This is a genomic window from Planococcus sp. CP5-4_YE (genome assembly GCF_019042655.1).
Lineage (GTDB): Bacteria > Bacillota > Bacilli > Bacillales_A > Planococcaceae > Planococcus.
Genome location: NZ_JAHPZO010000005.1, coordinates 1 through 16146, shown reverse-complemented (window position 1 = coordinate 16146; position 16146 = coordinate 1). Strand labels below are relative to the sequence as shown.

General features: G+C 47.2%; 23 protein-coding genes and 1 other annotated feature. Of the genes, 17 read left to right on the top strand and 6 right to left on the bottom strand.

The genetic code is table 11. The annotated features are described in order from the left end of the window. Positions 1–26 precede the first annotated feature (26 nt). The 3 genes from KTG14_RS07870 to KTG14_RS07860 all read left to right on the top strand — a co-directional run bounded on the left by KTG14_RS07870 (position 27) and on the right by KTG14_RS07860 (position 2328). Positions 27–326, top strand: a complete 300-nt coding sequence (locus tag KTG14_RS07870; RefSeq protein ID WP_216970420.1) for a hypothetical protein — start codon at positions 27–29, stop codon at positions 324–326. Positions 327–399: 73 nt separating this feature from the next. Further along, positions 400–643: a binding site (T-box leader), on the top strand. Between the two features lie 62 nt (positions 644–705). Beyond that, positions 706–1962, top strand: coding sequence for an MFS transporter (locus tag KTG14_RS07865; RefSeq protein ID WP_216970419.1), 1257 nt, complete (start codon positions 706–708; stop codon positions 1960–1962). Between the two features lie 21 nt (positions 1963–1983). Continuing rightward, the gene (locus tag KTG14_RS07860; RefSeq protein WP_216970418.1) at positions 1984–2328 is read left to right on the top strand and encodes a YobA family protein; all 345 of its coding nucleotides are present in this window, start codon (positions 1984–1986) and stop codon (positions 2326–2328) included. A gap of 250 nt (positions 2329–2578) precedes the next feature. Here the strand turns inward: KTG14_RS07860 and KTG14_RS07855 are convergent, their stop codons facing one another. Both KTG14_RS07855 and KTG14_RS07850 read right to left on the bottom strand, forming a co-directional pair. Further along, the gene (locus KTG14_RS07855) at positions 2579–3031 is read right to left on the bottom strand and encodes a DUF305 domain-containing protein (protein WP_211654893.1); all 453 of its coding nucleotides are present in this window, start codon (positions 3029–3031) and stop codon (positions 2579–2581) included. A gap of 35 nt (positions 3032–3066) precedes the next feature. Then, positions 3067–3699, bottom strand: coding sequence for a YdhK family protein (locus KTG14_RS07850; RefSeq protein WP_216970417.1), 633 nt, complete (start codon positions 3697–3699; stop codon positions 3067–3069). Between the two features lie 776 nt (positions 3700–4475). Here KTG14_RS07850 and KTG14_RS07845 point away from each other — a divergent pair. The 3 genes from KTG14_RS07845 to KTG14_RS07835 all read left to right on the top strand — a co-directional run bounded on the left by KTG14_RS07845 (position 4476) and on the right by KTG14_RS07835 (position 7517). Continuing rightward, the gene (locus tag KTG14_RS07845; RefSeq protein ID WP_216970416.1) at positions 4476–5864 is read left to right on the top strand and encodes a sensor histidine kinase; all 1389 of its coding nucleotides are present in this window, start codon (positions 4476–4478) and stop codon (positions 5862–5864) included. Next, entirely contained in the window at positions 5857–6534 is a 678-nt protein-coding gene (locus KTG14_RS07840) for a response regulator transcription factor (RefSeq protein WP_216970415.1), read from the top strand. The genes KTG14_RS07845 and KTG14_RS07840 overlap by 8 nt, the downstream gene beginning before the upstream one ends. 152 nt (positions 6535–6686) lie before the next feature. Next, a complete protein-coding gene (locus tag KTG14_RS07835) occupies positions 6687–7517 on the top strand; it encodes a DUF4037 domain-containing protein (protein WP_216970414.1) in 831 nt (276 codons plus the stop codon). Here KTG14_RS07835 and KTG14_RS07830 read toward each other — a convergent pair. Continuing rightward, entirely contained in the window at positions 7501–8037 is a 537-nt protein-coding gene (locus KTG14_RS07830) for a hypothetical protein (protein ID WP_216970413.1), read from the bottom strand. The genes KTG14_RS07835 and KTG14_RS07830 overlap by 17 nt on opposite strands. Before the next feature lie 543 nt (positions 8038–8580). On the opposite strand from KTG14_RS07830, the gene KTG14_RS07825 reads away from it, so the two are divergent. The 10 genes from KTG14_RS07825 to KTG14_RS07785 all read left to right on the top strand — a co-directional run bounded on the left by KTG14_RS07825 (position 8581) and on the right by KTG14_RS07785 (position 13284). Next, positions 8581–9291 carry an alpha/beta fold hydrolase gene (locus KTG14_RS07825; protein ID WP_216970412.1) on the top strand — a complete coding sequence of 237 codons (711 nt, stop codon included), beginning with the start codon at positions 8581–8583 and terminating at the stop codon, positions 9289–9291. Positions 9292–9312: 21 nt separating this feature from the next. Further along, complete coding sequence (locus KTG14_RS07820) at positions 9313–9684, top strand: hypothetical protein (protein ID WP_216970411.1); 372 nt, start codon at positions 9313–9315, stop codon at positions 9682–9684. A 49-nt stretch (positions 9685–9733) separates the two neighbouring features. Then, positions 9734–10180, top strand: a complete 447-nt coding sequence (locus KTG14_RS07815) for an NUDIX domain-containing protein (RefSeq protein WP_216970410.1) — start codon at positions 9734–9736, stop codon at positions 10178–10180. 29 nt (positions 10181–10209) lie between these two features. Next, entirely contained in the window at positions 10210–10623 is a 414-nt protein-coding gene (locus KTG14_RS07810) for an NUDIX hydrolase (RefSeq protein ID WP_216970409.1), read from the top strand. Between the two features lie 39 nt (positions 10624–10662). Beyond that, the gene (locus KTG14_RS17815) at positions 10663–10938 is read left to right on the top strand and encodes an ATP-binding protein (RefSeq protein WP_254178057.1); all 276 of its coding nucleotides are present in this window, start codon (positions 10663–10665) and stop codon (positions 10936–10938) included. Further along, positions 10887–11234, top strand: a complete 348-nt coding sequence (locus KTG14_RS17810; RefSeq protein ID WP_254178056.1) for a hypothetical protein — start codon at positions 10887–10889, stop codon at positions 11232–11234. Before KTG14_RS17815 ends, KTG14_RS17810 begins: the two co-directional genes overlap by 52 nt. After that, complete coding sequence (locus KTG14_RS07800) at positions 11231–11656, top strand: YhfM domain-containing protein (protein WP_216970408.1); 426 nt, start codon at positions 11231–11233, stop codon at positions 11654–11656. Before KTG14_RS17810 ends, KTG14_RS07800 begins: the two co-directional genes overlap by 4 nt. Beyond that, a complete protein-coding gene (locus KTG14_RS07795) occupies positions 11653–11928 on the top strand; it encodes a hypothetical protein (RefSeq protein WP_216970407.1) in 276 nt (91 codons plus the stop codon). Before KTG14_RS07800 ends, KTG14_RS07795 begins: the two co-directional genes overlap by 4 nt. A gap of 119 nt (positions 11929–12047) precedes the next feature. Next, positions 12048–12713 (top strand): haloacid dehalogenase type II, encoded by a 666-nt coding sequence (locus KTG14_RS07790; RefSeq protein WP_216970406.1) that lies wholly within the window; start codon positions 12048–12050, stop codon positions 12711–12713. Positions 12714–12780: 67 nt separating this feature from the next. After that, the gene (locus KTG14_RS07785; RefSeq protein ID WP_216970405.1) at positions 12781–13284 is read left to right on the top strand and encodes a peroxiredoxin family protein; all 504 of its coding nucleotides are present in this window, start codon (positions 12781–12783) and stop codon (positions 13282–13284) included. Positions 13285–13683: 399 nt separating this feature from the next. On the opposite strand, the gene KTG14_RS07780 is transcribed toward KTG14_RS07785, so the two are convergent. Beyond that, positions 13684–14061 (bottom strand): VOC family protein, encoded by a 378-nt coding sequence (locus tag KTG14_RS07780; protein WP_216970404.1) that lies wholly within the window; start codon positions 14059–14061, stop codon positions 13684–13686. A gap of 530 nt (positions 14062–14591) precedes the next feature. Between KTG14_RS07780 and KTG14_RS07775 the strand changes: the two genes are divergently transcribed. After that, positions 14592–15095, top strand: a complete 504-nt coding sequence (locus KTG14_RS07775; RefSeq protein WP_254178054.1) for a GNAT family N-acetyltransferase — start codon at positions 14592–14594, stop codon at positions 15093–15095. 174 nt (positions 15096–15269) lie between these two features. Here the strand turns inward: KTG14_RS07775 and KTG14_RS07770 are convergent, their stop codons facing one another. Both KTG14_RS07770 and KTG14_RS07765 read right to left on the bottom strand, forming a co-directional pair. Next, positions 15270–15665 (bottom strand): hypothetical protein, encoded by a 396-nt coding sequence (locus KTG14_RS07770; RefSeq protein ID WP_216970403.1) that lies wholly within the window; start codon positions 15663–15665, stop codon positions 15270–15272. A 43-nt stretch (positions 15666–15708) separates the two neighbouring features. Then, complete coding sequence (locus KTG14_RS07765) at positions 15709–16071, bottom strand: GNAT family N-acetyltransferase (RefSeq protein WP_216970402.1); 363 nt, start codon at positions 16069–16071, stop codon at positions 15709–15711. Positions 16072–16146 lie beyond the last annotated feature (75 nt).

The following is a 16146-nucleotide window of genomic DNA, read 5'->3' as shown; positions in this document are numbered from 1 at the left end:
AGTGTATAAATTTTTCGGGGATGGGAGTGGGAACAATTAAAAAGCTGCTTGGCTTATTGATCATTTCATCGATTTTAATGACAGGTTGCGGAAGTTTACACGGCACCGTGGCGGAAAAGACAGAGGCGAGTTTTATGCTGGACGTCCAAAGCGATGATGCACGGCAAGAACCCATTCAAGAGATTTTCCTTACCGACCATACCGAATTCATCGGTGCTGCAAGCTCGTTCGAGGAGCTTGAAGAAGGCGATCGCGTCAAAGTCACGCCATTCGACACGACACCGGATATTCCATATTTTCTTGCCTCAAGGGTCACAGTTGAATGAATATTAATGAAACGGGCAGAAACTTGTTATATACCAATCCTTCTCGCTCATGGTAATCTAGTGAAAATCAAAATTCAGTGCGATGAAGAGAACAGTAGCTGGCAATTCCTTTTTCTAGAGAGCTCCGGGGTGGTGGAACGGGGCAAAAGGATGCGAGTGAAACAAGCCTCTGAGCACCGCATCGGAACCAAAGGGGAATGATGCGGCGTCCGCTCCCGTTACAGAGCTCAGGTATAGATCTAATGTACCGAATGAGGCGCATATGGCGACATATGGGCGAACAGGGGTGGCACCACGACCGGAATCTCGTCCCCCAAGACAATTGTCTTGGGGGCGGGATTTTTTCTTTGCCTAAAAGAAGCGGGAAGTGGTGGGGGAGATGAAGAAGATAGGGAAAGACAATGAGTGGCGGGAAGTAGCCATGTTATTGACGGGAATTGGCATCGCCAACTTCGGTGGATGGGTCTATTTGATTGCCTTGAACTTGATTGTGCTCGACATGACCGGCTCGGCGCTTGCAGTCGCAGGGCTATACATTGTCAAGCCAGCTGCGACATTATTGACGAACTTTTGGGCAGGCAGTGTCATCGACCGGACGAATCAACGCAATTTGATGATCGTGCTCGATGTGCTTCGCGCCTTGCTCATCACTTGTTTGCCGTTTGCTTCTTCCTTGTGGCTAATTTATGCATTCGTGCTCCTCATCAATATGGCGGGATCGATGTTCGAGCCAGCCTCGATGAGCTACATTACCAAGCTAATTCCAGTGAAAAACCGCCAACGCTTCAATGCATTCCGCAGCCTGATCGACTCGGGCGCCTTTCTGATTGGCCCGGCAGTCGCAGGCGTTTTGTTCATGATGGGAACGCCCGTGACAGCCATTTACTTGAATGCAGTTGCTCTCCTCATCTCTGCGCTCATTTTGAGAGCCATGCCGAAGCTCGAACAAAAAGCAGCCGCCACAGAATTTCCTACGCGTATGTCCTGGGAAATAATCCGCGCTGACTGGAGAATCGTCATCGCCTTCAGCAAACGCTACGTTCTCATCATGACGGTCTTCTTTCTGTTCAGTTGCATGACGGTTATGGCCACAGCGATCGATTCGCAGGAAGCGACATTCTCGAAACGGGTGCTCGGCCTGACAGACGGCGAATATGGATTTCTCGTGAGTATTGCTGGGGCTGGAATCATTGCCGGGGCAATCGTCAACACCGTGTTTACGAAAAAATTAGGTATCGCTGCATTGATCGGCGGTGGGTCGGTGATGGTGTCGCTCGGCTATCTCCTCTATGCGTTCTCGAGTTCATTTGCCGTGGCAGCCATCGGATTTTTCATTTTGGCGTTCTCGCTCGCTTTCGCGAATACGGGATTTCATACCTTCACGCAAAACAATATTCCTGTCGAAGTCATGGGCAGGACTGTCAGCGTCTATAGTCTGCTTGAAGCGCTGCTTATCATCATCACGACCGCAATCATTGGGCTTGCGTCAGAAATTGTGACAGTTCAGCCGGTCGTCATCGCTTCGACCGCTGTCATGTTCGGGATCTCGTTGCTGCTATTGGCAGTGAGTTTCAAACAATCCAAAACAAGCGGCGCAGCTGAAGTTGCATGGGAAGGTGAAAGACCATCTACTTAAAAAGAAAGGAAGAAGTAAAATATGAAAAAGTTAATTATTCTAATTGGTGGGGTACTACTTGTATTTATTTTCTTCTTCTTCTTTGATAATACCTCTCCTAAAAGCGAACCTTATATTGAGGGTTATGTTGTAGAAGCAGATTTTAATAGAATCTTAGTCATTGAGGGTATAACTGAAGAACAATCTAAAAATATTAATGAAAAAGAAGCTTTAAATCTTGTTAATGTAGAAGCGATTTGGGTTAGCAAGTATAATTTTTTTCAGTTCAGAAAAGGACAAAAAGTAAGAGTTTGGGTAGGCGGAACAGTAGCTGAGTCTTTTCCAGCACAAGCGAAAGCAGATTATATAGAGATTATTAGTAAATAACTGCTTATGTTACAAGAAGTGAATTTTTAATTTGAGCCGATTGAGGCAAGAAAATGTGAAGAAAAAAGCACTCCGAATCGCAAAGAAGGTTTTGAAACCCTTGCGAAATGGGGTGCTTTTATGTGTTGTAAAATGGTGTATATTTGATGCTGAAATTGTTGTGAATTATTATGTCATTTAACTATTTTGCGTCTCTCAACTGAACGGATTACGAAAATCCGGCAAGTCTTTCTTTTGTGACATTGGATGCTTATTCTTCATTCTCCAAGTCTTCGATTAATTGCTTCATCTCGTCAATTTCCCTGCGCTGGGCTTCAATGATTTCATCTGCCAGCTGTCTCACGCGAGGGTCCGAAATGTTCGCGCGTTCACTCGTCAAAATCGCGATTGAATGGTGGGGAATCATCGCTTTCATCCAGCCAGTATCTTCAATGAGCACTTGGCTGCGCACGAGATAAAGCGATAAGGCGAAAATCAGCGCGCTTCCGGCAAGGATTCCGGCATTCGCTTTCTTGTTCTTGTACATCGGCCACATGAACAGCATCATGACGATCGCCATGACAGAGCCCATGATGAGCGCCATATACAAACGCGTTTCACTGTAGAAAATATGGTCGAGCTGGAACACATTCAAATACATCAGCCAATACATAATGAAAGTAGAAGTTCCGATCATTATGCCGAATTTTAAGTACTTGTTCATCATCTCTCTCTCCTTTATGAATTTTTTGTTGGGTTTTACTCCACAGGCGCTAATTCATCTTCTGTGACCCATTTGTGGTTGGTCACTTTCTCTCCGCTGTCAGTCGCATTGAAGTCAATCATATAGACGGTCATCTGTTCTGCAGAATCAACTGTCGCGGTCACGCCGTCCATGCCTTGCATATGGTCGGCATTCAGCACGACTTCATCGCCTTCCTCGAATGGGGCATCTTCGGCATTCTCCAATTCCTCGTGAATGACCCATTTATGGTTCTCAACCGGTTCACCGCCGCCAGCAGGCGTGTAACTCACCGCATAAACCGTGGTGTCGTAAGCTTCAACAATGGTCGCTTCGGCATCTTTCATTCCGTTCATGTGATCGGTCGTGATGATTGCTTGTGTGCCGACAGCGTATTCAGGGTTTTGTGCTTCCTGTAAATCATCCGGAACTTCTCCGGAGCCGGAATGGTCCATCATATGGCCGTCTCCGTCGTCCATATTCTCGTCCATTTGGTCGTTCATGTCACCGGAGTTCTCTCCCGTGTGATCATCCATCTGCTCGTCCATGTCCACCGGCGCGTCAGCCGGCGACGGATCTGCATTGCACGCCGATAGCGCCAAACCAGCCACAATCGACAGCGCACCCATCATCATCTTCTCTTTAACCATCTTCTACCCCTCTTTTCTTAGTTGTATACTTCTTGGAATTAAATTAAATATTATATAAGTTGAACTATAAACTTAGAGAAAGTGATGAAATCGCTGCAGGCGGACGCTTTCCGCGGGCATGGCTTGAGCCTCCTCGATCGCTGCGCTTCCTGCGGGGTCTCAAGACTCATGCTATTCCCGCAGGAGTCGCCGCCTTTCGCTTTTTCATCTGACTTACCCAACAGATATGAAGCAAAACAGCTCAGTTTCCTTGGGGGAGTAGCAACGGAAGTAACTTTCCAACTCCGTTTCAACGAAGTGCTGAAATCCATTCGGACACGTACCTAAATTAGTTCAGCACGAGAGTTGAGCCGAGCTTTTTATCTGTTTTGCGGAATAACGATTACGATGGAATCTACAAAATGGTAATTCAACTTATATAAGACGAGCAGATTACATTTTTGGCTTTCGAGACAATAGAGTACCGCAATGCAGACCCCCACAGTTTAAAGACTTCATCATGCCCTTATGGATAAGCTACCCCGAAGTTCTGCATAATGTGTGCAGGAACGGTGACAATTTATCTTTCTTGAAATTAATTAAGTTTTCCATGACAGAAGCAAACAGTTTTCCCCGGATATGCACAAAAACTCGAAACTTATCCGTTACACTAGACAGTAGACACAGCCTTGTCTCTATCTAGGGGGCAGGAAAAGGAAAACGCAGCTCGAAGTTAAGCATAAGATGAAAGCGCAAGCCTGATGAGATTCAGACTGATGCGCTGAAAGAGGGAGTATATGTTCAATCGACTGGCATTAAAAATCGGCTTATTGTTTTTCGTCTTCATCGTGGGCATTGAATTATTCTTGTTTTCGACACTTTACATCACCTATGTCAACGAACGCGTCGATGAAGTGATGTCAAACTTGCTCGCACGGGGCAACACCCATAGCGAAGTGCTCGAAGACAGTTTCGACGAATCGACTTTGTCCCACGTCGCGATGATGGAATCTTCTTCGGATTTTGTTGTCATCATTACGGATGAAGCCGGCAATGAATTGGCCCATTCCGACCGTATCGAGCCGCAGATGCTCGAGGTGCTCGGCCATACCGATATCGAACAAGTTTCGGAACAAGGCGAAATCCTCGAAGACAATTGGCAAGACGAGCGCTTTATCGCGACCGACAGCCCAATCACCATCGGCGGCGAGCATCGGGGCCATGTCTTCATGTTTGCGGAAACGAATCACATCAAGGAAATGGTCGAGCGCATGAGAAACCAATTTCTTCTCGGCGGCTTGATCTCAGTGTTATTGACGGTCATCACCATTTTCCTGTTGTCGCGCTTTATTACGTTGCCGCTCATCCGCATGAAAGAAGCGACCGAGCAACTCGGTAAAGGCCAAGGCGAAGTGGCGCTCCACATCGAACGCAATGACGAACTGGGCGAACTGGCCAACGCCATCACCCATCTATCCGATGACTTGGACCGGCTAAAGCAAGAACGCAACGATTTTCTCGCGAGCATCTCACACGAACTGCGCACGCCGCTCACCTATATGAAAGGCTACGCCGATATCGCAAGCCGGCCTGGGCTGACGGAACAAGAGCGGGAAGCGTACCTCGCGATCATCCGCGAGGAAACTAGCCATTTGACGAAGCTTATCAAGCAATTATTCGAACTGGCACAGCTCGACCACAACCAGTTCTCGATCCAGAAAGAACAGGAGCCGATCGATGCTTTGTGCCATTCGGTCGCTGCGCTCGTGCGCCCGGCGTTCAATGAAAAGAACATCATGATATCGGTCGACTGCGAACCGGAAATCACCGCATGGATCGACCCGGCGCGTTTCCAGCAAGTCTTGCTCAATATCCTCGATAATGCGCGCAAGCATTCCGAAGCTGGAAGCCAAGTCACTTTGCAAGGGCGACAAGACGACAAATCGATTACTATTACCGTGACCGACGCGGGCGAAGGCATCCCGCAAGAAGACTTGCCGTTCGTCTTTGACCGCCTGTACCGCGTCGACAAATCCAGGTCGAGGCAGTACGGCGGCAGCGGGCTGGGGCTCGCGATCGCCAAGGAATTGGTCGAATCGCACGGCGGGCAAATCCATATCGACTCTGCGCCAAACACCGGAACAACCGTGACGATTACTTTGAAAAGGGGGGACGGGCGTGCATAAAATCTTATTGATCGACGACGAGCAGCGCATGCTCGATTTACTGTCCTTGTATTTAACGCCCCATCAGTACCAATGCACAAAAGCACAAGGCGCAAGGGAAGCGCTGCGCTATTTGGAAACGCAGGCGTTCGATATCGTCCTGCTCGACATCATGATGCCCGAAATGAGCGGCTTTGAGCTGTGTGCGAAAATCCGCAGCTTTTCCGATGTGCCGATTATCATGCTGACGGCGCGCGAGCAGCAAGAAGACATCGTCAAAGGGCTCAAGCTCGGCGCGGATGATTACATCACCAAGCCGTTCAATGAAGAAGAATTGCTCGCCCGCATCGAAGCGCTGCTCAGGCGGCAGGCGCCGAAAAACATCATTGAAGTGGGCGGCTTGAAGTGGGACGAAGAGCGCTTTGAGCTGAGCTATTTGGGCACGTCGATCAAACTGACGCCGAAAGAATTCTTCATGGTCGGGCAATTAGTGAAAAACCCCGGCAAAGTATTTTCGCGAGACCAATTGATTGTGCTCATTTGGGGCTATGACTCGGAAACGGAAGGGCGCACGATCGATTCGCACGTCCGCAACGTCCGGGAGAAAATCCGCCAATCCGGCTTTCCGGTCGATAAGCATTTTCTGACCGTTTGGGGCGTCGGCTATAAATGGTTGAACGAAGCCGAATAAATGTAAAAAGAGCCAGTCGGACACGCATTCCGGCTGGCTCTCTCTGTCTCTGGTCAGTGAATAATTGGGGTGGGCAATACACTAAGAAAAATATATAGTAAAGCTAATAAAACACGGGTAATTACAAAAGCCGGAACGAACGGAGAGATGGAATGGAGTTTAAAAAACTAGCGTTGCAAGCAGCTGGGAAGTACGCGCAAATCCCTAATATAGAAGCGGTCATGCTCGCGGGATCGGTGTCACGGAATTGGCAGGACGAATTCTCGGATATTGAATTGCTCCTCTTTTGGAAGCAAGCGCCATCAGAAGAAGAGCGCATACAAATCATCGATCAATTGGACGGCAAATTATTGGAGTTTCACCCGTACGAAGAGGAAGAATGGGCGGAAACCTATACAGTGGACGGCGTGAAATTCGAAATCAGCAGTTTTCTCACCGAAACGATTCGCCAAACCATCCATCAAGTAATCCGAAAATTCGACGTCAACCCAGACCTGCAGTGCATCGCCGCGGCCGTACAACACGGCATTGCGCTTTATGGCGATAAGACGGTCAAGCAATTAAAGAAAGAGATTGAGCATTATCCTCCAGGACTACAGGAAGAAGTGATTAACCACTATAGCGACTTCGGGAGCCGTTGGAACAATCGGAAAGCACTCGTTCATCGGAAGGATTGGCTCATGTTCTATAAAGTGATCGTCTCAGTCCAAACGAACATCATGGGGCTGCTATTCGGATTGAATCGCCAATTTATTTCCCATCCGGCATTCAAATGGCAGCGCAACTCGCTCGCGTTAATGGAAATCAAACCGGGCAATTGTGCGGCCCGTCTGGAATCGGTGTTTTTTCAAGAGCCGTCTGAGGCCATCAAAGAACTGGAAACGCTCATTGAAGAAATCTTCGGGCTGATCCATCACGAACTCCCGCATATAGACCTTTCCGACGCTGCCCGCAAAGCTGCGTTTGTCAGGCCAAAGACTTGAGCGAACGCGTTGTCTCCCTTTTTCGCAAAAGTTCATCGAACAGGAAAAACACTACAGCCACGATTAACGCGAAATACATGAGCGGGCCGAGAAATAAATAAGACAATAAGCCGAATCCTATATGGATGAGGAACGCGAGCGGAAAGCGATAGCGTTTCACACCGGAAGTCGCCAAATCAGAAAATGATGAAACGGGAATTCCGTAAACGACGGATCCAAATAGGAAAATCAAGAACAAAAAAACGGTAAGCCATAACGCTGCGAAATCTGCACCGTTACCCATAATCATTGAACCAATAGTCGAGAGCAATATGAAGGCGGTCAAAAGCAGTGAAGCATAAATCGCTGCTTTGCCTTTTCGAAATAGCGCCTCGTCGTTATAGAGTTTTTTGCTAATAACCGGCAAAAACGTCAATGCAATCAAACTTATAGTGATTTTCACCTGTATCCAGAAGAAACTCCCCCATACAATGAATGCCAATATTGAAAAAACTAATATGTATAAAAATACTTTGTACATGCAGATTCCCCCTGTTTTCAATGTAACGAGCCGAACTCTATAGAACTATACAAAATAAAGCTGACCGAAATGAGAGTGTACAGGCAGAGCCAAAAAAAGGACAAAGCAGCTGCTTTGTCCCTTTTGCGCATTCGGCGGCGCAAATCAGTATCTCGTGCCCACCAGTTTTAGGCAATAGCCGCAATCACCGGTTCCCCAGCTTCATATTGTGGCTTTTCGTCCTGTTCGCCGCATCCTGCAAGCAATAACGTGCCGGCTAAAAACAGCACAGACAAATGGCGCTTCATCGGAACCCCTCCTCAAATTTTATGTAACGAGCTGTAAAGGAGGGTGAATCGAATTGCGCGGCTGCCGCCTGGCGTTAGGCATGCATATCTTTATAGTTGATGATTCTATTATACCACTCGAGATGACAAAAACCCGACACTTTGTACTGAATAATCTATAAAAATGCGTTACACTAGAAATAACCATATTTTCAATATTATCTAATTTTGGTGTTTGCGAATGCAGTCGTATTATTCAAAGACAAGGGGAGATCCAATGATCTTACACACAGAAAGTTTCGGTAAAGGGGTGCCGATCGTTTTCCTTCATAGCGGGCTGCAAACGGGGCTCACAGATTTTGAATTCCATCGTGATTATTTCAAGGAACAGTTCCAGATCATCGTGCCGGACCTTCGTGGGCATGGAAACTCCGTGACTGGGGGTGTAAGTAATTTCTTTGAAGACAGTGCCAAAGATCTTTCAGAGTCACTCGAACATTTAGGGGTTCAATCGGCCCATATTGTCGGAGCGTCGCTCGGGGCATTAGTAGCCATCTTTTTTGCGAAGCGCTTTCCGGAAAAAGTAAAAAGCCTGACCATCTCTGGGGTGACCGCAGAAAAGCCGGACGACTGGACGCAATTGCATGAACAAGAAACGAGCAACCAGCAACAACTGCTCCAATACGCAGAAGCGACTGCCTATTTCGATCAATTGCACCATGGCAATTGGCGGCAATTCTTTGAAATGGCGAAACACGAAAGCTGGTATCCGTTCGAAGAAACGAAGGATCTATCGGCCATCGATTCGCCGATCCTCTACATCGCAGGCGAAGGCAACCCGAATGAAACGAAAAGCGTCCTTTATTATCCTAGCAAGCATGACCATGTGCGCGTCTCGATTATTCCATTCGCATCCCATTTGGTTCATGCCGAACAAGCGGAATTGCATGCCAAAACATTGGAACTGTTCCTTAGCCACGTCGACTAATCAGTAGGGGGCGCGTATGTCATGAAAAAACTTGGTTCACTTTTGGCTGTACTGCTCATTGTTATCGGCTGTTCGGAAGCCGACCGTTACGATTTCAAAGGAAGCAGCGATAACTGGGATGTCTTCTACACCGTTGACACCACCTCGCAAGACAGCAAGGAAGCGACGGGGAAAATCGTCTATACCGGCAAAGAGCCGGCTCCTGAAACCATTATCTATTCGATAGAATCGACTGCTGGCGCATCGAGCGGGAATGTCTCGGTCGATGAAGGCGAAGTGCTGGTCGGCAAGAGCACCTGCGAAGGCTGTGCGGTGATCCAACAAGATGAAGAGTTGGATGTGGAGATCAAATGGGACGGGCAAGTTGAGGAATTCGAGCTGACGACGGAATGAACGTATTCGATGGATTTTATGGATGAAGCATGACGGAGGAGAGTAGCCGATGAACACAACAAGAAGCCATGGTTTTCGATTTCTCGACTTTCTATTTATGGAGGAACATGAGATCCATCAGTTTGAATCAATTGCAGGTTCATTTGCAGTCATTAGATGCAGCGGCAAAACGCTCATGGTTTACAACAAATGGCGGGAGCAATGGGAATTGCCAGCGGGCAGGAGAGAAGGCAGCGAGACGTCGAAAGAATGTGCCGTAAGGGAATTGTACGAAGAATCTGGCCAGGTCGTTGAAGACTTGGAATTCAAAGGCTTGCTCAAACTACAGCATACGGGTACTAAGGAAATCAAATACAATCCGATTTTTCTTGGAACGGTAGAGAAATTGCAGCCCTTTATTCCAAACGACGAAACAACGGAAATGAAGCTTTGGGATACAAAAGAGGAAATTGGCGTACTCGATGAAATGGATATCAAAATTCTCGATTATATTTAAGGCATAAAACTACTATGGAGGGAAGACCTGTGAAAGAAACGAAAAAAGTTTGGCAGGGTGCGGCTGGAGTGGTGATCGACCAAGACAAGATCCTCATGGTGAAATCGAAGGCTTCTGGCAAATGGAGCATCCCGTCCGGAGAAATAGAAACAGGTGAATCCCCGCAACAAGCGTGCGTGAGGGAAGTGTGGGAAGAAACCGGCTTTCGCATCGATGTGAAGCAACAGCTTCATACAAAAAATGTGCAGATCGGCAACTACGAAGTCACCAGCCATTATTTTCTGTGCGAAGTTCTCTCAGGCAATGTTTGTTTCCGGGACCCCGACAACGAAATCGAGGAAATCACGTGGAAAACAGAAGCCGAATTGAAAGAACTGCTTCACGATTACCCAGAAGACCAAGAACACCTCATCAGGTTCATGAATCGCGCGGCTTCTATTTAATCATTCATTTTCACTAATCATACGAACGGAGTTGCGCATGTGAACAGAGTAGCGGTCATGACGGTCGGCAAAACCCATAGCGGCAAAACAACCTTCGCCAAAGCGCTCGAGCGGCAGCTTGTCAATGCCATCGTCGTTGACCAGGACAATCATGCAGAAATCCTGCAAAGCTATTACCCGGCGCTGGTGCCAAAAGATGGAGCAAATGCGATCAAGTATGCACTGACGCAGACCATCGTCGATCATGCGGTCGATCAAACCGATTGCCACCTCATTTTGTGTGCAACGCCAATCGAAACCGCCAAGGCCGTCTGAAGCTGCTGGAGTTTTACCGAGCGAAAGGCTTCACGACCATTTTGGTTCACTTTAGCATCGCGGGCGATGTTTTGGAAACGAGAATCGATCAAGCCCAGCGTGACACTGCCATCTTGCGCACCGTTTCTTCATTTAAAGATGTCCTCGCCCGTCAACAAGCTGAATCCGTCGATAACTCAGGCGTCACACCCGCGCCAGGCGAAGCGGATTATTTGTTTACCGTAGCGAATGAACAACAAATCGAAGCCGCTATTTCAGCAATCCTCGAACTAGCCGCAAGGGGAGAAGGCTCATGAAGAAACTGCCAGTCGTGCTTATGTGCTTGTTCGTAGCCTTCATCTTGTCAGCCTGCCAGAACGGTTTGATTAGTGCTGAACAACAGGACGCTGACAAACTCGTCTTATACCAAATGGAACGCTTCGGGGAAGTGAAAGAAAACACGCGAACTGAAGTGACGGATGCACAAACGATCGAGTTGTTTGCCGGTGCCATCTCGCGTGCCGATAAACTCCAAGGCATCGCGAATGTAGTAGATCCGGATTTTGAACTGAAGTTCGGGGGGAAGACATTCTATCTATGGGTGGCAAAAGATCAAGGTTCCGTCATGGACGAGTCGGATACCCATACGCTCTATACGATAGAAGAAAAAGATGCCGAGGCACTCTATAGCTATCTGTCATCAGAAAATTTACTCGATGGATTGGCTGAATATAGATGAAGAAGTTTTTCATATCAATAGCTGGAGGCCTCGCCCTGGGGCTCCTCTTATCGTTCAGCTTCATGGATTATGAAAGCAGTTGGGCACACCATATCCAACGGGCTGGCGTCGACCAAGTGGTGCAAGAGATGGATTTCGATTTTGTCTTTATTGCCTCGCTCCTAGTTCTCGGAATATCCGCTTTGATTTTTGCCGTTTGGAGTTTCATTGAAAAGAAGAAGGATGAAAAGTTTGTCAGAGACTTTGAGAATGACAAAAATCGAGACAACTAAATACACTCCCGGGGCATCTTGCAGAAGATGCTTTTTTCTATGCCGTTATTTTTTTGCCTAAAAGGGGATACAAGGAAAAGCAGTAGAATTTATCAACGAAATTAAAGGAGGACGATCATATGGACAAACCGATCAAAGCGTTTGTCTTCGATGTGTACGGCACATTGTTCGACGTCATCGCCATCAAAGAGCAATGCGAGGAAATTTACCCTGGACATGGTGAAGCCATCAGCCAGACCTGGCGCACGAAGCAAGTCGAATATTTCATGATGCGCCAACTCATGGGGAAATACGATACGCTTTACGCGGTCACCCGCAGCGCCTTGAAATACGCACTCGAAGACGAGGGGCTCGAATCGACGGAAGACATCGAGCGCCAATTGATGGACGCCTATTTGCATCTGCCGCTTTACGAAGAATCACAAGCGGTATTGAAACAGCTGCAGGACCACCAGCTCGTCGTGTTCTCGAACGGTTCTCACGATATGCTTGACCCGTTAATCGAAAACGCAGGCATCAAGGACTTGCTCGACAAAGCCGTAAGCGTAGACGAAATCAAGCAGTTCAAGCCGGCACCAGCCGCTTATCAATACGTCTTGGACCAATTAAATATCGAGCGCGACGAAATTCTGTTCATGTCTTCAAACGGCTGGGACATTTCCGGTGCGAAGAATTTTGGTTTCCGCACCGCCTGGATCAACCGCAAAGAGGCGCCGGTCGAACAGCTTGGCCTAGAGCCAGATTATGTCTTTGAAGATTTAAACGGCTTATTGAAATGGAAATAAATCCTATAAAAAGATTAAAGCCAATTATTCCGGGTAAACTACTTATAGATTAAGAGGAGGCATTCACATGAATAGACTACAATTAGGGGATTTAGCCCCATCATTTACATTGCCGCGCGCTGAAGGCGGAGACTACTCACTGCAACAGGACTTAAGCGAACGCCCAGGCTGGCGCTTCGTCATTTTCTTCAGAGGCTCATGGTGCCCAGCATGTAACGAGGAATTGCAGGACCTTCAGGACAGCCTGTCGTATTTCGAAGACAAGGACATTCATTTCACGTTCTTGTCCACAGACAACCAGCAAGACCTCAACGAAATGAAAGAAAAACATGGTCTGACCTCTCCAATCTTGGCCGATGCAACAGAAGACATCCTGAAACAATATGGGGTCTATTACCACGGCGAAGATTCACCGTACGAAGACCACGGTATTCACGGCGAGCCAGCCTATTACTTGCTCGATGAAGAAGGCAAGGTCATGTACCAGCAACAGCAAACGAGCCCATTCGGCCGTCCGCACGCAAAAGAATTGCGTAAAATCGCTGCATACATCCGCAAAAACTTAAAATAAGACCCTATATAAAAGAGCTTGGAGGTAATCCTCCAAGCTCTTTTAAGTTATCAAGAAACCGTATTTTCCGAAGCTTATTGTCCGCTTTCCGTGGGCTCGCGCCCAAGCCTCCTCAGCCGCTTCGAAACCCTTGTGCTCAACTCTCACTGCGTTCGAGCATCGCAGAAAACCTGCTTGCTCCCACATCTGCACGGCAGATGCGTCGCAAATGAATGAGCTCTGCTTAGCTTCGCTCATTCATTTCTTGCGGGGTCTCGGTCGTCTCGCTGTTCCACTGGAGTCGGACAAACGCTTCTACAAATACTCAGCTAAAACATTGATTTTTTAGATTTAATAAAAAGCAGTTCCCATTTTTGTTTATGATAGAACATTTACTTCTTTGGATTCTTTTATCTTGTTTCAATTCAACTCCAACACCGCGAAATAATTGTCTTCTGCATCCGCAAAATTGAAGGTCCGACCCGTCGGCATCGCAACAATGTCACCGACTGTGACGTCTTTTTCGGTTAATTCATTTCGCAGCTGTTCGAAATTGTTCACGTAAAACAATAGCGACGGCGTTTCCAAACTTAAGCCCGTATCCATCTGCTCAAGCAAATTTTTGTCTTGCAAGACGATGCTCGTCTCCGCATCTTCCCGAGGCACAATTTCGACCCACCGCATGCCCTCGTTTTCGACATCTTGCATAACCGTAAAACCCATCTTCTCCGTCCAAAAAGTCACCGCTGCGTCCTGGTCACGCACGTATACCATGACCTGCCCGATTTTTGAAATCATTGATTTTCCACCTCCGAATATAATGATGAATCTTGTCATCCTAATAATTCGATGGGGACGCGGAAAACCCTTTTATAGCAAACAGTCACTTAGGAGCTACGTTTTAACCCAAGGGAAACAATAAAGTTATCGATAAAAGAAAGGATTCCAACTAGAAAGCAAGCAAATGTCAGAAGGAACACTTCAATCCAAGAAGCCTCCAAGAACCGGAATAATAAGATAGAAAGAATTCCAACGATAAAATAAACTGGGATGAATTTCTTGGACAATAATAGCTGGTTCAGATAAATCACTCCTTTTTCGGCTCAATTCTCGAATCAGATAAAATAAACTGTTAGATACCATTTTTCCATAAAAATGGAACAATCTCAATTCAAGCTACATAAGTTTGATACACTAATTAGAGGAAGTATAAAAGAGGAGGAGACCGATGAAAAAAAACACCGAAACTCATTCTATTCTTTGCTCTCGGCATCATCACCGGGTTGATCGTGTCGTACTTGTTCAGCAGATAAGGAGGCAATTACATAATGGACATCCGTAAAGCATTAGCACAAGACGCAGCGGGCATTCGGGCAGTATGCGCAGCCGGCAACCGCAGTACTTATCCCGGCTTATTGCCGCAACACGAAATCGAACGCGTTATCGAGAAGTTTTATAACGAACAACGCATTTTGGGTGAAATTCACAATATCAGACAAGACTGGAACGGCTGGTTTGTGGCAGTGGAAAATGGAGAAGTGATCGGAGCGGGCGGTGGCGGCTTCACCGATAAAACCGTAGCGGAGGTCTATGTTCTCTATTTGGATCCGGAGCGTAAATATCAAGGCATCGGCACGAAACTCCTGGAAGCAATCACACAAGACCAGATAGCCCGTGGCGCCGAAATGCAATGGGTCGCGGTCTTAAAAGGCAATGGGATGGCGATTCCGTTTTACGAAGCGCGCGGCTTTGTGTTCCAATCCGAGGAAGCGGCTTACGATATGCCCGAAGGCGAAAGCCAGCGCTCGCTTCGTTACAAGCGAAGCATCTGATTTGGATGATAGAAACTGAATTCACGCTAACAAAACAGCGACTCCCGGAACAAGCATAAGTTGCTTGAACCGGGAGTCGCTTTATATGAATTCAACCGGATGCAAACCCGGATTGAAGTATCGCTTGGGAAATGAAAGCGGGTTATTGCACCTGCTTGCGTTCAATGAAAAAAATCATGTCTCCAAGGCGCTGAAGGCAGCGGACAAGCGGGCTGCGAAATCTTCTGGCGCTTCGACCGATTCCATGCAGACACTGACGATATGTGGATTGACCTGTTGCCATTGGCGGTAATCGGTCGGCAAAGGGATGCGGAAATCCTTCCAAGCAAACAGGAAAGAAGGACACTCTTCTGGCAATAGGAAAATCTCTGCACGGTTCAATGCCGTGCCGTCAGCGTTTACTTTCCCGAACGAGATATCGTGCTCAATCATGCATGTAAAGCATTGCTGATCACGCCAAATCTGCATTTCACGAGATTTTTTAACGAATGTCTGGCCTGCAGTAATTTCCACCTCAGCATCCAAATGGGATTTGACCTGTTCCACTGCATTTGCTGTTAAAGTGTCCATGTCATTCTTCCTTTCTGTGAGTACTAGGTCAAGCTAGTGAAAATCAACTAAATTGAGATTGTTTCTGCCAGCATCTGTCCAGAAAATCTTTCGTCTCATGAGTTGAGCACATTGCCTGGGAAATATGTTCTTCCTGGACGGATTGAAGAAGGGAGTTGCCGATTCCCCGGTTGCGGAAGGAAGGATGAATGGCGATGTGATGGACAGCGAAAGTCTGTTGCTGCAGGTGGATGCCAATCACTCCAACCACTTTGTCACTTTCCTTCCATACATATAGACGGCGCTCAGCCAGCCCTTCGTAAGTGTTGAGTATTTGCTGAACTGGAACTCCTTTACGGGCCGATGGTAAATGGGAAAGCAAGCGCAAAACGGTTTCCCGGTGGCATGATTCGTATTCGATCATCATTCAAACCCCTCCTTCTCAAGTATGCTTCATCAGTGAACAGGCCATTAAAAAAGCGCCAAAAAGAATGTTCTATTC

Excerpts from the sequence above, each read along its gene's own strand:
- KTG14_RS07860 (WP_216970418.1), top strand. The coding sequence starts at position 1,984 with ATGAAAAAGTTAATTATTCTAATTGGTGGGGTACTACTTGTATTTATT.
- KTG14_RS07845 (WP_216970416.1), top strand. The coding sequence starts at position 4,476 with ATGTTCAATCGACTGGCATTAAAAATCGGCTTATTGTTTTTCGTCTTC.
- KTG14_RS07855 (WP_211654893.1), bottom strand. The coding sequence starts at position 3,031 with ATGAACAAGTACTTAAAATTCGGCATAATGATCGGAACTTCTACTTTC.
- KTG14_RS07815 (WP_216970410.1), top strand. The coding sequence starts at position 9,734 with ATGAACACAACAAGAAGCCATGGTTTTCGATTTCTCGACTTTCTATTT.
- KTG14_RS07795 (WP_216970407.1), top strand. The coding sequence starts at position 11,653 with ATGAAGAAGTTTTTCATATCAATAGCTGGAGGCCTCGCCCTGGGGCTC.
- KTG14_RS07780 (WP_216970404.1), bottom strand. The coding sequence starts at position 14,061 with ATGATTTCAAAAATCGGGCAGGTCATGGTATACGTGCGTGACCAGGAC.
- KTG14_RS07765 (WP_216970402.1), bottom strand. The coding sequence starts at position 16,071 with ATGATGATCGAATACGAATCATGCCACCGGGAAACCGTTTTGCGCTTG.
- KTG14_RS07790 (WP_216970406.1), top strand. The coding sequence starts at position 12,048 with ATGGACAAACCGATCAAAGCGTTTGTCTTCGATGTGTACGGCACATTG.
- KTG14_RS07770 (WP_216970403.1), bottom strand. The coding sequence starts at position 15,665 with ATGGACACTTTAACAGCAAATGCAGTGGAACAGGTCAAATCCCATTTG.
- KTG14_RS07830 (WP_216970413.1), bottom strand. The coding sequence starts at position 8,037 with ATGTACAAAGTATTTTTATACATATTAGTTTTTTCAATATTGGCATTC.
- KTG14_RS07785 (WP_216970405.1), top strand. The coding sequence starts at position 12,781 with ATGAATAGACTACAATTAGGGGATTTAGCCCCATCATTTACATTGCCG.
- KTG14_RS07820 (WP_216970411.1), top strand. The coding sequence starts at position 9,313 with ATGAAAAAACTTGGTTCACTTTTGGCTGTACTGCTCATTGTTATCGGC.
- KTG14_RS07835 (WP_216970414.1), top strand. The coding sequence starts at position 6,687 with ATGGAGTTTAAAAAACTAGCGTTGCAAGCAGCTGGGAAGTACGCGCAA.
- KTG14_RS07775 (WP_254178054.1), top strand. The coding sequence starts at position 14,592 with ATGGACATCCGTAAAGCATTAGCACAAGACGCAGCGGGCATTCGGGCA.
- KTG14_RS07800 (WP_216970408.1), top strand. The coding sequence starts at position 11,231 with ATGAAGAAACTGCCAGTCGTGCTTATGTGCTTGTTCGTAGCCTTCATC.
- KTG14_RS07825 (WP_216970412.1), top strand. The coding sequence starts at position 8,581 with ATGATCTTACACACAGAAAGTTTCGGTAAAGGGGTGCCGATCGTTTTC.
- KTG14_RS07865 (WP_216970419.1), top strand. The coding sequence starts at position 706 with ATGAAGAAGATAGGGAAAGACAATGAGTGGCGGGAAGTAGCCATGTTA.
- KTG14_RS07850 (WP_216970417.1), bottom strand. The coding sequence starts at position 3,699 with ATGGTTAAAGAGAAGATGATGATGGGTGCGCTGTCGATTGTGGCTGGT.